This is a genomic window from Streptomyces sp. MMS24-W38 (assembly GCF_059889265.1).
In genome coordinates this window covers 3,397,171-3,412,006 of the sequence record NZ_JCBCPP010000001.1, presented here as the reverse complement: position 1 = coordinate 3,412,006, position 14,836 = coordinate 3,397,171, and the positions used below count along the sequence as shown (strand labels likewise).

12 protein-coding genes, 2 tRNA genes, 1 pseudogene and 1 riboswitch are annotated in these 14,836 nt (G+C 71.7%); of the genes and pseudogenes, 7 read left to right on the top strand and 8 right to left on the bottom strand.

The window, feature by feature from the left end; genetic code table 11:
• Window positions 1-24 precede the first annotated feature (24 nt).
• Window positions 25-1,365, top strand: coding sequence for a PrsW family intramembrane metalloprotease (locus AC6F7H_RS14375; protein WP_500761812.1), 1,341 nt, complete (start codon window positions 25-27; stop codon window positions 1,363-1,365).
• 64 nt (window positions 1,366-1,429) lie between these two features.
• Here the strand turns inward: AC6F7H_RS14375 and AC6F7H_RS14370 are convergent, their stop codons facing one another.
• The 3 genes from AC6F7H_RS14370 to AC6F7H_RS14360 all read right to left on the bottom strand — a co-directional run bounded on the left by AC6F7H_RS14370 (window position 1,430) and on the right by AC6F7H_RS14360 (window position 4,242).
• Window positions 1,430-2,464 (bottom strand): M23 family metallopeptidase, encoded by a 1,035-nt coding sequence (locus tag AC6F7H_RS14370; protein ID WP_500757383.1) that lies wholly within the window; start codon window positions 2,462-2,464, stop codon window positions 1,430-1,432.
• 11 nt (window positions 2,465-2,475) lie between these two features.
• Window positions 2,476-2,633: riboswitch (cyclic di-AMP (ydaO/yuaA leader) on the bottom strand.
• A gap of 327 nt (window positions 2,634-2,960) precedes the next feature.
• Window positions 2,961-3,034: transfer RNA gene (locus AC6F7H_RS14365), tRNA-Met, on the bottom strand.
• 74 nt (window positions 3,035-3,108) lie between these two features.
• Complete coding sequence (locus AC6F7H_RS14360) at window positions 3,109-4,242, bottom strand: dihydrofolate reductase family protein (RefSeq protein ID WP_500757382.1); 1,134 nt, start codon at window positions 4,240-4,242, stop codon at window positions 3,109-3,111.
• Between the two features lie 385 nt (window positions 4,243-4,627).
• On the opposite strand from AC6F7H_RS14360, the gene AC6F7H_RS14355 reads away from it, so the two are divergent.
• Window positions 4,628-5,908, top strand: a complete 1,281-nt coding sequence (locus AC6F7H_RS14355) for a cation:proton antiporter (protein ID WP_500757381.1) — start codon at window positions 4,628-4,630, stop codon at window positions 5,906-5,908.
• Between the two features lie 36 nt (window positions 5,909-5,944).
• Here the strand turns inward: AC6F7H_RS14355 and AC6F7H_RS14350 are convergent, their stop codons facing one another.
• Both AC6F7H_RS14350 and AC6F7H_RS14345 read right to left on the bottom strand, forming a co-directional pair.
• Window positions 5,945-6,643 carry a response regulator gene (locus AC6F7H_RS14350; protein ID WP_500757380.1) on the bottom strand — a complete coding sequence of 233 codons (699 nt, stop codon included), beginning with the start codon at window positions 6,641-6,643 and terminating at the stop codon, window positions 5,945-5,947.
• Window positions 6,644-6,645: 2 nt separating this feature from the next.
• A complete protein-coding gene (locus tag AC6F7H_RS14345; RefSeq protein WP_500757379.1) occupies window positions 6,646-7,647 on the bottom strand; it encodes a HAMP domain-containing sensor histidine kinase in 1,002 nt (333 codons plus the stop codon).
• Window positions 7,648-8,136: 489 nt separating this feature from the next.
• On the opposite strand from AC6F7H_RS14345, the gene AC6F7H_RS14340 reads away from it, so the two are divergent.
• From AC6F7H_RS14340 to AC6F7H_RS14320, 5 genes are all read left to right on the top strand, one after another.
• On the top strand, window positions 8,137-8,427 hold the full coding sequence (locus tag AC6F7H_RS14340) for a DUF3040 domain-containing protein (RefSeq protein ID WP_500757378.1): 291 nt from the start codon (window positions 8,137-8,139) through the stop codon (window positions 8,425-8,427).
• A gap of 620 nt (window positions 8,428-9,047) precedes the next feature.
• A complete protein-coding gene (locus tag AC6F7H_RS14335) occupies window positions 9,048-10,265 on the top strand; it encodes a cation:proton antiporter (RefSeq protein ID WP_500757377.1) in 1,218 nt (405 codons plus the stop codon).
• Between the two features lie 112 nt (window positions 10,266-10,377).
• Complete coding sequence (locus AC6F7H_RS14330) at window positions 10,378-10,803, top strand: DUF4118 domain-containing protein (RefSeq protein WP_500757376.1); 426 nt, start codon at window positions 10,378-10,380, stop codon at window positions 10,801-10,803.
• 107 nt (window positions 10,804-10,910) lie between these two features.
• The gene (locus AC6F7H_RS14325) at window positions 10,911-11,399 is read left to right on the top strand and encodes a TetR/AcrR family transcriptional regulator (protein WP_500757375.1); all 489 of its coding nucleotides are present in this window, start codon (window positions 10,911-10,913) and stop codon (window positions 11,397-11,399) included.
• 1 nt (window position 11,400) lies between these two features.
• The gene (locus tag AC6F7H_RS14320) at window positions 11,401-11,766 is read left to right on the top strand and encodes a hypothetical protein (protein ID WP_109382629.1); all 366 of its coding nucleotides are present in this window, start codon (window positions 11,401-11,403) and stop codon (window positions 11,764-11,766) included.
• 56 nt (window positions 11,767-11,822) lie between these two features.
• Here the strand turns inward: AC6F7H_RS14320 and AC6F7H_RS14315 are convergent.
• The 3 genes and pseudogenes from AC6F7H_RS14315 to AC6F7H_RS14305 form a co-directional block, all read right to left on the bottom strand.
• Window positions 11,823-11,960 (bottom strand): annotated as a pseudogene (locus tag AC6F7H_RS14315) (DNA-binding response regulator); the annotation flags it as partial.
• A 104-nt stretch (window positions 11,961-12,064) separates the two neighbouring features.
• Window positions 12,065-12,137: transfer RNA gene (locus tag AC6F7H_RS14310), tRNA-Lys, on the bottom strand.
• Window positions 12,138-12,291: 154 nt separating this feature from the next.
• Window positions 12,292-14,523, bottom strand: coding sequence for a DEAD/DEAH box helicase (locus AC6F7H_RS14305; RefSeq protein WP_500757374.1), 2,232 nt, complete (start codon window positions 14,521-14,523; stop codon window positions 12,292-12,294).
• Window positions 14,524-14,836: the final 313 nt, after the last annotated feature.

Sequence of the window (14,836 nt, the reverse complement as noted above, 5' to 3'; positions counted from 1 at the left end):
CCGTACCCGCCGCAGCCCAGCCCGGTGGCGCACCCCGCCGGGCCGCCCCGGCGGGCCCCGCGGCACGTGCACTGGTGGCAGCGGCCCTGGGTGCGCTACGGAGCACTGATCGTCCTCCTCGCGCTCTCCGGCCTGGTCATCCTGGGTCTGGTCCGCGAGCAGACCGGCACAGAGGGCTTCCTGGTCGGTCTCGGCCTCGCCGTCCTCCCGGTGCCGCTACTCATAGCCGCCTTTCGCTGGCTGGACCGCGTCGCACCGGCCCCCTGGCGCAACCTCGTCTTCTCCTTCGCGTGGGGCGCCTGCGCCGCCGCGCTGATGGCGATCGTCGCCAACAGCTTCGCCACCCAGTGGATAGCGACGGAGACGGCGGACCCGTCCCGCGCCGACACCCTCGGCGCGACCGTCATAGCCCCCGTCGTGGAGGAGTCGGCGAAGGCCGCCGCCGTCCTGCTGGTCTTCCTCTTCCGCAGACGCGACTTCACCGGAATCCTCGACGGCGTGGTGGTGGCCGGGATCACCGCCACCGGCTTCGCCTTCACCGAGAACATCCTCTACCTGGGCAACGCCTTCGGCACCGACCAGCTCACCGGCGGCAGTGGTGTCGCCTCCGTCACCGCGGCGACCTTCTTCGTCCGCGTCGTCATGTCGCCGTTCGCGCATCCGCTCTTCACCGTGCTCACCGGCATCGGCTTCGGCATCTCCGCGCTCGCCACCGAACGCCGGCGCCCGGGGCGCGTCCTGTCGCCCCTGGGCGGTCTGCTGCTCGCGATGGGCATGCACGCGCTGTGGAACGGCTCCTCGGTCCTCGGCGAGTACGGCTTCTTCGCCGTGTACGGGGCGTTCATGGTGCCGTCGTTCGGCCTGCTGACCTGGCTGGTGGTGTGGACGCGGCAGCGCGAGCTGCGGACCGTGCGCACGGAACTGCCCGTGTACGTCGCCGCCGGCTGGCTGACCCCGGCCCAGCCGTTCGTGCTCGGCTCGATGCGGGCCCGGCGCATCGCCCGGCGGTACGCGCGCCGGCACGGGGGCCGGGCGGCGGCACGGACGGTGGCGCGGTACGAGGCGTACGCCACGTCCCTGGCGTTCCTGCGGCACCGGGCACGCCGCGGCCGCGTGGGCACGGGCTTCGCCGCACGGGAGGGGGAGCTGCTGCGGGAACTGTGGCGCCGCCGCGACGCGGCCCGCCCGGCCCTGGAGCACGCGGCCCGCGCCACCGCGCCGCCCGTGCCGCCCTGGCCGGTGTACGGCGTGCACGGCGTGCACGGCGTGCACGGCGCGACGAGCCTCGCGTATGCCCCGCACCCCGCGTACCTCGGGCATTCCGCGTACCGGCCGAACCCGTACGCGTACCCGTACCACCCCTGAAACGCCTGACCGGCAGCCCTGACGTCGGGGGGTCGTCGTCAGGACTGCCGGGGCTGTGGTCGTCTCAGACGGTGAGGCCCTTCGACTGGAGCCAGGCCATCGGGTCGATGCCCGAGGCGGAGCCGGCGGTGTGGACCTCCAGGTGGAGGTGGGCGCCGGTGGAGTTGCCGGTGGAGCCGACGCGGCCGATCACGTCGCCGGTGTTGACCTGCTGGCCGACGCTGACGCTGATGGAGGACTGGTGGGCGTACCAGATCTCGGTGCCGTCGTCGAGCGTCAGCACGGTCTTGTAGCCGTAGGAGCCGTCCCAGCCGGCGGAGGTGATCGTGCCGGTGTGGACCGCCTTGATCAGCGTGCCCGTGGGGGCGGCGAAGTCCAGGCCGGTGTGCTGGCCGGAGGACCAGTAGGCGCCGGCCTGACCGAAGGTCGAGGAGACGGTGTACGAGGAGGTGGGCAGCGCGTACTGCCGGGCCAGCTCGGCGAGGCGCTCGGCCTCGGCCTTCTTCTTGGCCTCCTCCTCCGCCTTCCGCTTCGCCTCGGCGGCCTTCTCCTCCGCCTCCTTCTTCGCGGCGGCGGCCTTCTCCTTGGCCTCCTTCTCCGCGGCGGCGGCGGCCTCGGCGGCGGCCTTGTCCTCGGCCTGGCTCTGCTGCTGCTCGACCTGGGCCATGATCCGGGCGTGCAGCGCCTCGCCGGCGTCGGAGGCGCCCTGCTCGGTGGCCTCGTCGGCGACCACACCGATGTCGCTGAGCGCGGTGGCGGAGCCCTCGGGGGTTTCCTCGTCGGAGATGAGGGAACCGACAGAGGGAAGGTCCGGCATCGAGATCGAGACCGGCGGCTTGCCGGTCTGGGCGCTGGCCATGCCGCCACCGGCGACGGCGGCTATGACACCGACGCCCAGGACCGTGGAGCTGCGGGCGAGGCCTCCGCCGCGCTGCTTGCCGACGCGGTGCCGACCGCGCACGGGGCGGACGGACTCCTCGGTGGGGTTCCACTCCTGGAAGGGGCCCTCGTCGGGGCGGACGTCGCCGTAGACGAAGGTGTCGCCGTCGTACTGGTCCGGCATGAAGGGGGCCTCGGGAGCAGGCCGGTTCGACGCCACGTGGGCGTACTCCTTTCCTTCCTTCTCGCCTACCGGGTTAGCTGACGGGTTCGGAGCAGGAAGGTCTCCTACGCGCGTATACCCTCCGTGTCTCCACGGAGGCATCCACGCGATTCACCCCAAGATGTTGGTTCCCCGGTTCCCTTGCGGGATTCGGCGCGTGCGCACGGAGCCGACTCGTGTGACGGCTGGGACGACCGCGCTGCGTTATCGAACGTTAATAGAGGTAGGGGTCGGATTCCAAGCCGTTCCTCTTGATCGTTAACGATTTCCGCACGGACTTAAGCGCCATGATCGGGCAAAAACGGGCGAGTTGGCTCTGCCTCGCGCGTCACACTGAAACTGACGGTTTATCAGTTGTTATGCGCAGCGCGGCGACCCGATCACCCGGCGTCACAACGGTGCGGAGGGTGGGACGACAAGCCGGGACGGCGGGACGGAAGCCAAGAACGACCGAGGGCCGGAACCCTTTCGGATTCCGGCCCTCGGCCTTCAGTAGCGGGGACAGGATTTGAACCTGCGACCTCTGGGTTATGAGCCCAGCGAGCTACCGAGCTGCTCCACCCCGCGTCGTTGTGTCACCAGCATACGGCATGCGGGGGACACTCCGCACACTCCTTTTCGTCGCCGTCGCCGCCGTCGCGTCACCGGCCGATCAGATGGCCGTTCGGCGCCGTGGCGGCCTTCTCGTGCTCGGGCAGCACGACGACCCGGGCGCCCCCGGCGGTCAGCACTCCGCTGCCGTCGGCGTCCGTCACGAAGGTGTCCGGCTCCCGCCAGGCGGTGACCACCCGCCGTACCCCCGCGTCCAGGATCAGCCGCGCACAGGGCGCCGGACGCGAGGCGCGGCGCGCGCAGGGTTCCAGACTGGAGTACACGGTGGCGGTCGCGAGCCGCGGATCCGTGGGGTCGGCCTTGGCGAGGGCGGCCTCCTCCGCGTGCACCACCGGGTCGCCGCCCTCCCGGGAGTGGCCGCGGGCCAGCTCGGTGCCGTCGGCCGCGACCACCACCGCGCCCACGCTGAAGGCCGTCTCCGACGGCGGGCACTGAGCCGCCAGTTCGCAGGCGAGGGCCAGCCAGTGGTGGTCGGCGGCGACGGGGAGCGGGCCGGCGCCGGGGGCGGTGGGCTCGTAGCGCATGAGGACGACGTCGCCGACCGGGCGGGTCTCCAGCAGCCGCAGCCGGCCGCCCTGGTAGGCACCGGGGCCGAAGAGGCGGGCGGCCTCCGGGTCGCCGACGAAGAGCGGGGCGAGGACCAACTGGAGCTCGTCGGCGAGGCCCTGGGTGAGGAGCTGGGTGTGGATCAGGCCGCCGCCCTCCACCATGAGCCGCCGGACGCCGTACACGTCGTACAGGTGCGTGAGGAGCCGCCGCCAGTCGAGTGCGGCGCCGAGCGGCACGACGTCGGTGGCGAGGCCGTGCGCGCGGGCGCGCTCGGCACCCTCGGCGGTCGTGTAGAGGACCTTCTCGCCGCCGGTGTGCCAGAACCGCGCCGCCGGGTCCAGGTCGCCGGAGCCGCTGACGGTGACCTTCAGCGGGTACTCGGGCCGGCCCTCGGCGACCCGGACGGCCCGCCGCTCGGGCGAGTTGACCAGCAGGCGGGGGTTGTCGGCGCGGATCGTGCCGGCGCCGATCAGGATCGCGTCGACCGACGCCCGTACCTCGTCGACCCGGTCGAAGTCGGCCGGGCCGGACAGCAGCAGCCGCTCGGGGCCGGTGTCGTCGAGGTAGCCGTCCAGGGAGACGGCGGCGGACAATAGGACGTACGGGTGGGGCATCGACGCGCTCCTGGGAAGACGGGAACTTCGGAAACTGCGGGGACTGCGGGGACTGCAGACCGCTGAACTGATTCAAGTCTGACAACCGGATCGTGGGACGGGACGGTCTCCTATGAGGGTCGTCCCCCATCCCGTTTGGGTGGCACTACGGATGGTCATCGCGCGGGGGCGGATGTGAGCGTGGAAGCAACGTGAAAACAACTGAAACAACTGAAACAACACGGCAAGACGGGACAGGCACGACGAAAACCCCGGACCCCTGTCCCGTGACGCACCGACCGCGGCCCCGTATGGCGAAGAACCCCCATCAACGTGAAGGAGCGGTCCCCACTCGGCTCGGTCGATGAGATCACGCTCCGTTCCCGTGCTGCGGAAGGTGGTGACCGTGGGACATGCCGACACACTGCTCGCCATGGGTGGCGCCTTCCTCACCGCCGCTTTCCTCGCCCGCCTCGGCAGCCGGATCGGGCTGCCGACCATCCCCCTGTTCATGCTCGCCGGCATTCTGCTCGGCCCGCACACCCCGGGCCCGGTCCTGGTCGAGGACGCGCACGACTTCGGGATGCTCTCGGCTCTCGGTCTCGTCCTGCTGCTCTTCCACCTGGGCCTGGAGTTCCACCTCGACGATCTGAGACGGGGCGGCAGGCGGCTGCTCACCGCCGGTGGCATCTACCTGCTGCTCAACGTCGGCGCGGGGCTGGGCTTCGGGTTCGCCCTCGGCTGGGGAGCACGGGAGGCCCTGGTACTCGCCGGTGTGCTGGGCATCTCCTCCTCGGCGATCGTCACGAAGATCCTCATCGAGCTGGGCCACATCGGCCGGCCCGAGACCCGCCTCATCCTCGGCGTCACCGTCGTCGAGGACATCTTCCTCGCCCTCTGTCTCGCCGCTCTGCAGCCCGTCCTCAGCGACGCCCGGGGCCTCACGGACATGGCGCTCCAGGCGGCCAAGGCGTTCGGCTTCCTGATGGTGCTCGCCGTCGCCGCCCGCTTCGGCGGCCGGCTGTTCGGCCGGCTGCTGGCCGTGCGCGACAACGAGTTGCTGGTCGTCACCTTCCTCGGCACCGCGATCCTGGTCGCGGGCGTCTCCGAGGTGCTCGGGGTCGTCGACGCCATCGGCGCGTTCATGGTCGGTCTGATCGTGGCCGGCACCCCCTCCGCGCCCCGGATCCGCACCCTGGTGCATCCGCTGCGCGACGCCTTCGCGGCGATCTTCTTCTTCGCCTTCGGGCTGGCCATCGACCCCGGCGACATCGCCTCCGTCGCCGGTCCGGTGTCCGTCGCCGTGGCGCTGACCCTCACCATGAACCTGGCCGCGGGCCTGCTGGTCGCCCGCCTGTACCGCCACGGCGTCGACATCGCCGCCGACATCGCGACCACGCTCGTCGCCCGTGGTGAGTTCACGCTGATCCTGGCCGCCATGGCCACCGGCGCGGGGCTGGACGGCCGGCTCACCGCGTTCATCGCCGGATACGTGCTCGTCCTCGCCGTCCTCGGCCCGGTGCTCGCCGGACGGGCCTGCCTGCTCGCGCGCGCCCTGCGCGCCGTACGGGTGCGGCGGTCCGAGCACAGGCCCCCGCCCGACGCCCCGGACGACGGACCCGCACCCGACCTGGACGCCGGGCACGGCCGGGAGGCGGAGCCCCTGCCCGCCGAGGCCGAGCGGTAGGGCCGGTCCGGGCGCCCTCGTCGACGCCGGTGGCGGTCAGGGCTCGATCAGGCCGACGCGGATGGCGTACCGGGTGAGTTCCAGCCGGTCCTTCAGGTCGAGTTTGGCCAGCAGGTTGGCGCGGTGGCGCTCCACGGTCTTGGGACTGATGACGAGGAGGTCGGCGATCTGCTGCGAGGTGTGCCCCTCGGCGACCAGTTTGAGGATCTCCTCCTCCCGGTCCGTGATGGCCTTGGCGGGCAGGTTCCGGCCGTCCCGGGCGAGTTCGAGGTAGTTGCGGATGAGGGCGTTGACGGCGCCCGGGTAGAGGAACGGCTCGCCGCGCATGGTGGCCCGGCAGGCCTCCACCAGGTCGCGGTCGGCGACGGACTTGAGGACGTACCCGGAGGCACCGGCGCCGAGCGCCTCGAAGAAGAACTGCTCGTTGTCGTACATGGTCAGGATGAGGATCCGCGTCTGCGGGAGGGTGCGGGAGAGCTCGCGGGCCGCCTGGAGGCCGGTCAGGCGGGGCATGGCGATGTCGAGGATGGCCAGGTCGGGTTCGTGGGCGCGGGCCTGCTCGATGGCTTCGGCCCCGTTGTCGGCCTCGGCGACGACGGTCAGGTCCGGTTCGCCGTCGAGGATGAGGCGTACGCCTCGGCGGACCAGCGCGTGGTCGTCGGCGAGGAGGATGCGGGTGGGGGACGGGCTCGCGGCGGGGCCGGTGGGAGTGCCGGCGGGGGCCGGGTCGGTCATGGTCAGCGTTTCCGGTCGGGAGCGGCGGTCACGGGCGGCATGGCCCGCACGGGCGCGGGACCCCGTACGGGAACGGGTACGGCGAGGCGCACCCGGGTCCCGCCGCCGGGAGCGGGACCCACATCGAGGTCGGCGCCGACGAGCAGGGCCCGTTCACGCATCCCCCGGATACCGGCGCCCTCGGACGCGGCACCGATGCCGTGGCCGTCGTCCCGGACCTGGAGATCGACTCCGGCGGGGGTGCGGCGCAGGGAGACCTCCGCTCGGCGGGCCTGCGCGTGCCGGGCGATGTTGGTGAGCCCTTCCTGGGCCACCCGGTAGAGGACCAGTTCGGCCTCCTGCCCCAGGTCGGGCAGGTCGGGGTCGAGGCGGTGCTGGACCATCAGGCCGGTGGAGCCGCCGAACTCGGTGGTGAGAGCCTTGAGGGCGCTGGCGAGCCCGAGTTCGTCCAGGACACCGGGGCGCAGCCGGCGGGCGATGCGCCGGATCTCGTCCAGGCTGCTCCGGGTGATCTCCTGCACCAGGCTCAGCTCCTCGCGCAGCTCCACCGGGGCGTGGTCGGCGACCCGCTTGAGCTGGAGCAGGACGGCGGTGAGGCTCTGGCCGACCTCGTCGTGCAGTTCCTGGGCGATGCGGCGGCGTTCGTCCTCCTGCGCGGAGAGGGCGCGTGCGCTGCTCGTGGCGCGTTCGTCCTCCAGCCGGTCGAGCATCGTGTTGTACGTGCTGATCAGCTCGGCGATCTCCCCGCGCCCGGCGACCTCGGGGCGCTGCCCCGGGCGGAGCAGGTCGGTGGTGGACATGGCGCGGGTGACGCGCTGCAGCGGGGCGAGGCCGACGCGCACCAGCAGCGCGTTGGCGAAGAGCATGGCGGCCAGCCCCACGGTCAGTACGGCGGCTTCGGTGAGCAGGACCGGGGTGGAGACGGTGACCGGTCCGAGCAGCAGGGCGGTGGCCGTGATCAGCACGACGGCGTTCAGCAGGAAGATCCGCCAGAACAGTGGCACTCAGTACCACCTCCTCACCGTGCGCCGTCTGCCGTACTGTCTGCCGTAGGCTCCCGGTGCGGCGGGAGCATCCCGGCGGCCCATCGGTTCCGGGGGCGCGGGCACGCGGGCCGCCACGACCCAGCGTGAGCGCTGTTCCGACTGTGCGCCATCCGTGCCAGCCCCCATTTTTTCACGGGGCCCCTGGGTGTCCGGGCTCCCCACGTACATCGTCGACCCCCACGAAGATGAGGGCCGGACCCGATGGTCTCGAGGCACCCGGCGGGTGATCCTTGAAGTGGACGCGGGCCCGGGCCCCGTCGGACCACTCGCACCGGGCGGGTGATGACCTCGGCACCCGGGCAAGCTCCCCTGTGTCGGCCCTGGTTCGCGGGCCGACGGCTCACTTTTCCGCCCCGGCGTCGGTGTCATGGAACCGACGCCCGGAGGTGTTTTTCAGGTGGCGGTCGGAGGTCTCCCCGTGCTGCCACCGTTCGGGAAGGAGGAGACGTGCCCCAGTCCGACGACAAGCGCCTCGTCGATCTCGCGGCCCGAATCGAGCAGGACGACCCGCACTTCGCGCGCTCCCTGTCCAGCGGTCGGCCGGCCAAGCCGCGCGAGTACCGGCACACCCGCGCTTGGTGGGTACTGGGAATCGGCGTGGTCCTGCTGTTCATCGGTCTGGTCGTGCCCCACGGGCTGCTCATCGCGACCGGTCTGGTCCTCAGCGGAATCGGCGTTCAGTTGTTCGACCCCTACCCGCCCCGGAGGGGCAGTCGGCACCGGAACTCGGCTCGCTGATACGGCTCGAACCCGCATCCGGACACGATTCACGACCGCCGCTTTGCCACATTGAGCGGCTTTCCTCACAGCGCACCCCGGTTTGGGGTGCGCTAAAATTTTTACCAAGCGCTTACGCTCCGTTGAGCAGTGTTCCGCTCCTCCGTTGAGCGTTGACCGCCGAACGTCGAGCGCCGAGCACCGGCTGCTCGGCGTCGGCCGTCGAGCGTCGGGTGCTGATGTCCGGTTGGGCCGACGACGAGAAGACAAGAACGGGGGCGTGGCATGGGTCGAGTGATCCCCGTGCGTGTCGACAACGCCGCCCGTGACGCCGTTCCCGATACCGGCGGCACCGCCTTCCGGCCCTAGCGCCTGTCCCACGCCGTCTCCGCCCCCTGCCCGAGGCTCGGCACCGGCTCCTCACCCCGTAGGGGACGACCCGCCCGCAGGGGACACACCGGACGCTCCCACTCCACACCCTGCACCCGACAGTCGCCCCCCGCAGCACCTCATCCCGGCACCTCGTTCCCCGGCTTCCGACTCCCGACGCCCGACTCCCGGGATCCGCCCTCCAGCCCAGCGAGCCCCAGCCCTCAGGCACAGACGCCGCCACCGAACCGATCCACGGAGGTCAGCCGCCCGTGCACAACACCACCGCCCTGCTCATCGAACTCGGAGCGATCATCCTCGCCCTCGGGCTCCTGGGCCGCCTCGCCGGACGAGTGGGCTTCTCCCCCATACCCCTCTACCTGCTCGCCGGCCTCGCCTTCGGCCATGGCGGGATCCTGCCGCTGCAGGCCAGCGAGGAGTTCGTCGCCACCGGCGCCGAGATCGGTGTCATCCTGCTGCTGCTCATGCTCGGGCTGGAGTACAGCGCGTCGGACCTCGTCACCACCCTCAAGACCCAGTACCCGTCGGGCGCGGTCGACTTCGTCCTCAACGCCGCCCCCGGCGCCGTCGCCGCGCTGCTGCTGGGCTGGGGCCCGGTCGCCGCCGTCGCCCTCGCCGGCGTCACCTGGATCTCCTCCTCCGGGGTCATCGCCAAAGTGCTCGGCGACCTCGGGCGCCTGGGCAACCGCGAAACACCGGTCGTGCTCGGCGTACTGGTCCTGGAGGACCTCGCCATGGCCGTCTACCTGCCGATCCTCACCGCTCTGCTGGCCGGTGTGAGTCTCGCGGGCGGCAGCGTCACACTGCTGATCTCCCTGGGCACGGTCGGCGCCGTCCTCTACATCGCCCTGCGTCACGGACGCGTCGTCAGCCGCGCGGTCTCCTCCGACAACGCCGAGATGCTGCTGCTGGTGGTGCTGGGGCTGACCCTGCTGGTCGCGGGCGTCGCCCAGCACCTCCAGGTGTCGGCGGCGGTGGGCGCGTTCCTGGTCGGCATCGCGCTGTCCGAGGAGGTCGCCGAGGGCGCGCACGGCCTGCTGTCCCCGCTGCGGGACCTGTTCGCGGCGGTGTTCTTCGTCTTCTTCGGGCTGCACACCGACCCGGCGGACATCCCGCCGGTGCTGCTCCCGGCGCTCACGCTGGCCGTCGTCACCATGCTGACGAAGATCGCCACCGGCTGGTTCGCCGCCCGGCGGGCGGGCATCCCGGCCAAGGGCCGCTGGCGGGCCGGGGGCACGTTGGTGGCGCGCGGCGAGTTCTCGATCGTCATCGCCGGTCTCGCCGTCGGCACGGAACCACGGATCGGCCCGCTGGCCACGGCGTACGTCCTGATCCTGGTCGTCCTCGGCCCCCTCACCGCCCGCTGGACCGAACCGCTGGCCGGCCGTCTCACGCGCCGCAAGCCGGACGAGCGGCAGGGCACCGCCGCACCGGTCGACCAGACGGAACCGGCCCGTGCGAGCGGCTGACCACACACGACGGCCCGTTCACGACGCCGGCGGTGCGAAAATCAGCCCGGGAAACCCGGGAAACCCGGGATGCACTCCAGGGGAGCGGCAGCATGACCACCAGGGCACCGGCATGATCGAGTGGGTCACCGTCGGCACCGGCTCGCGGCCGGTCCCCCGGCCCGTCGCCACTCCGCTGATATGGGCGGGTGCCTTCGGCGGCGCGCCGGCCCTGGTGGCCCTCCTCCACACGGTCGTGGGCCCGCACCGCCCCGGGCTCTTCCTGGTGGCCCTGTCCCTGCTCGCCGCCGTCCTCGGCGTGTGCGCACGGTTCACCGCGGCCCCCGGCACGGCCGTCCTGTGCTGGCTGGTCCTCAACGGCTTCGCGATACCGCCCACCGGCACCCTCACCTGGGCCGGCCCCAGGGACACGTTCTGGCTCGGCTGTCTGCTCGCCGCCGCCCTCGTCGGCACGACCGCGTCCCGCCTGGCCCACGCCCGCGCGGCCTACCACCGCCTCACCCCCCGGACGGACCCCGAGGGCGGTCACCCGGCCTGACCGCCCGCAGCCTTGCGACTCGGCGCGACCCGGTACGACCCGGTGCGACTCAATTCAAGAACGCTCGTTCTTGACCGGTCGTTCTCATACCCCGTACCGTCATGGCCATGGGACGACCACGCGCCTTCGACACCGACCAGGCCGTCAGCACCGCAGCCGCCCTCTTCGCCACCCACGGCTTCGAGGGCACCTCGGTGGACGACCTGGTCACCGCCACCGGCATCCACCGGGGCAGCCTCTACAAGGTCTTCGGCTCGAAACGGAGCCTGCACCTGACCGCGCTCCGCCGGCACCTCGACCACGAGATCCACCCGGCCACCGCGGCCATCGCCACCCTCACCGACCCCGCGCAGGCACTGACCGCCGCCACCGCCTCATACGACAACGGTCCGGCCGCCGGACTCCTCCTCCTCGCCGCCGTCGAACGCGCGCCCCACGACCCGGAGGTCGCCGCACTGGTCGCGGAAGGGATCGCAGCACTGGAGGACGCCCTGCGCCCCTCCCACGGTGAGGCCGCCCCCCGACTCGCCTCCACCGTCCTCGGTACCCGCCTGCGCCTGCGCGCCCTGCCGGCCACCACTCCCAAGGAGCACTGACATGGCCCTGATCTCCATCGACCGCGAACGCGGCATACTGACCGCCGAGTTCCAGGGCCTCGACAAGCTCTGGACCCTCAAGAGCCGCCTGGAGATCCCCCTCGCCCACGTACGCGGCGCCACCCACGACCCCGGCATGGCCCGCGAACCCAAGGGCGTCCGCGTCGCCGGCTCCTACTTCCCCGGACTGATCACCGCGGGCCGCTTCCGCCGCAACGGTGAACGCCTGTTCTGGGACGTGAAGAACCCGGACAAGGCGATCGTCATCGAACTCGCCGACGCCGAGCACTACGACCGGCTCGTCCTCGAGGTCGACAACCCCCGCGCCACCGTGGACCTCATCGAACAGTCCGTCTCCCGCGGTTGAACGAACCCGCACCGCGCCACGACGCACTGGTGTGCGGGCGTAGGGGGCCGTCGACGTCACGCGTCGCGCGGGGTCACCAGGCCGGGTCCGTGGGCCAGGACCACCAGTTGGGCCCGGTCACGGGCCCGGAGCTCGGACCTGTCCCGGTTGATGTGGGTCTTCGCGGTCAACGGGCTGACCACCAGCCGGCCCGCTCAGGGGCCCGACAACGGGACAACGAAACGGCGTCCGGGGCGGCCGAAGCCGACCCGGACGCCGAAGAGCAGGTCGGAGGGGGACTGCCCCTCCCCTGCGCCGGTAGGCCCTGTGGGACTCGAACCCACAACCAATGGATTAAAAGTCCACTGCTCTGCCAATTGAGCTAAGGGCCCTTGGCGATGTTGCCCTCACGAGCATAGCGGGATGTGGGCGCTTCTTTGATCGGGTATCGGCGAGGGGGACCCGGACGTGTTCCGTGGAGAACGCGGGAGGGCCCGCACGACGGGTGTCGTGCGGGCCCTCCCGGGTCGGTCCGGTGCGCCGGGGTCAGCCGTTGCGCTTCCAGCGCGGCTTGTCCTCGCGGCGGCCGAAGGAGCCGCCACCGCGGTGGTCGTCACGGCGGCCGTACGGGCGGTCGTGGGAGGCACCGGAACGGAAGCCGGGGCGGTCGCCCTGGCGGTCACGGTTGAACGGACGGTCGCTGCCGCGGTGGCCGCCACGCTCGTCGCGACGGAAGCCACCACGGTCACGGTCACCGTCGCGGTTGAACCCGCCACGGTCGTCACGGCGTTCGAAGGAACGGCCACCGCGGTCACGGTCACGGTCGAAGGAACGGCCACCGCGGTCGCCGCGGTCGTCACGACGGAAGCCACCACGGTCGCCGTCACGGCGGTCGTCACGACGGAAGCCACCACGGTCGCCGTCACGGCGGTCGTCACGGCGGAAACCGCCGCGGTCGCCGTCACGGCGGTCGAAGGAACGGCCGCCACGGTCGCCGCGGTCGCCCCGCTCGTCACGGCGGAAGCCACCACGGTCGCGGTCGCGGTCCCTGTCGCGGTCACGGTTGAACCCGCCACGGTCGTCACGGCGTTCGAAGGAACGGCCGCCCCGGTCGCCCCGGTCGCCCCGGTCGTCACGGCGGAAGCCGTCCCGACGCTCGGGGCGCTCGAAGCGCTCCGTGTCACGCGCGGTCGGCTGCTCCGGCAGCGAGACCGCGGCCTGGGCCTGGGCCACCGCCTCGGTGGCCGCCTCGGCCACCGCCGTCTCCGGGTCCTCGCCCCGCTCCCGGGCTGCCCTGGCGACCAGCCGGTCCGCCTCGTCACGCAGTTCGGACGCGCGGCGCTGCGCCCGCTCCAGCTCCTTGGTGAGCTGGGCGACCTCACGCTCCGCGTGCTGCGCCGCGTTGCCCGCCGACTCCGCCTGGACCTCGGTCATCGACCGGGCCCCGGTGATCTCGGCGAGCTCCGGGTCGAAGGCCGAGCCTCCCTGGATGATGTGGCGCGTGGCGTCCACGCCCGCGTCCTCCATCAGCCGGAAGATCTGGCGCCGCTGGTGCGGCAGCGAGAGGGAGACCACGGTGCCGGTACGGCCCGCGCGCGCCGTGCGGCCGGCCCGGTGCAGGTAGTCCTTGTGGTCGCCGGCCGGGTCGACGTTCAGCACCAGGTCGATGCCGTCGACGTGGATACCGCGCGCGGCGACGTCCGTGGCGACCAGGACGTTGACGTAGCCGTCCTTGAAGTCGGCCAGCGTCCGCGTCCGCGCGCCCTGCGTCATGCCGCCGTGCAGCGCGTCGGCCTTCGCACCCGCCTCGCGCAACTGGTCGGCGACCCGGTCCGCGCCCAGCTGGGTGCGGACGAAGATGATGGTGCGGCCCTTGCGGGAGGCGATGGCCGCGGTGACCGGCGCCTTGTCCTTCGGCTTCACGACCAGGATGTGGTGCGACATGGTCGTGACGGCACCCTGGGCGGCGTCGACCTCGTGGCTGACCGGGTCCTTCAGGTACCGGTCGACGAGGGTCTTGATCTCGTTCTCCATCGTCGCGGAGAACAGCATCCGCTGACCGCCCGCCGGAACCTGGTCCAGCAGCTCCGTCACCTCGGGCAGGAAGCCCAGGTCGGACATCTGGTCGGCCTCGTCGAGGACGGCGATCTGCACGTTCTCCAGGGAGCACGCGCCACGGTTGATGATGTCGCGCAGCCGGCCGGGCGTGGCGACGAGGATGTCGACACCGCGCTCGAGGGCGTAGATCTGGTTGCCCATGGAGGTGCCGCCGCAGACGACCTTCATGCGCAGGCCGACGACGTCGCCGTAGGGCTGGAGGGCGTCGGCCACCTGCATGGCCAGCTCACGGGTGGGCGTCAGGATGACGGCCCGCGGCTTGTGCTTCTCGGTCCGGCCACCGGCCAGCGTGGCCAGCGTCGGCAGACCGAAGGAAAGGGTCTTGCCGGAGCCGGTACGACCCCGGCCGAGGATGTCCTTGCCGGCCAAGGCGTCCGGGATGGTCGCCGCCTGGATCGGGAAGGGGCTGGTCACGCCGTTCTGCGCGAGCTTGCGCACGATGCCCTCGGGAAGACCGAGGTCGGTGAAGGTGAGCTCGGGGGTGTCGGCGGTGTCGTCGGCGGCACCGTCGTCGGCGGCATCGGTGACGGTGTCGTCGGTGACGTCGGTGACGTCGGTGACGGTGTCGGTGATGACGGCGGTGATGTCGGTGTCCACCGAGCTCCCTGCGTTCTCAGGGGTCTCGGGCACGACGACGTGATCAGTACTGGCGATGGGCATACGAATGCGAAACCTTCCGGAGTCTCTTCGGCACGCGCCCGTCAACTCCGTGATTCGCGATTCGCAATATGACCGCCTCGATGCGGTCCACCACGGTAAGGGGAGAGTACGCGCCACACGGCGCGCTCTGCAGTGGCGCCGGGCAAATAGGATCAAACGATCTGCCACCATACGCACCCTCCCCCACCGAAAGCAAACCGATCTCCCATCACTCCACAGACCCGCAGGTCAGCAGAGTGAAGGCCAATCGGCCCACGCATCGACAGGACGGCAGGGCAAGTGCGCATACCGGCGAGGAAACACTGGAGAAGCC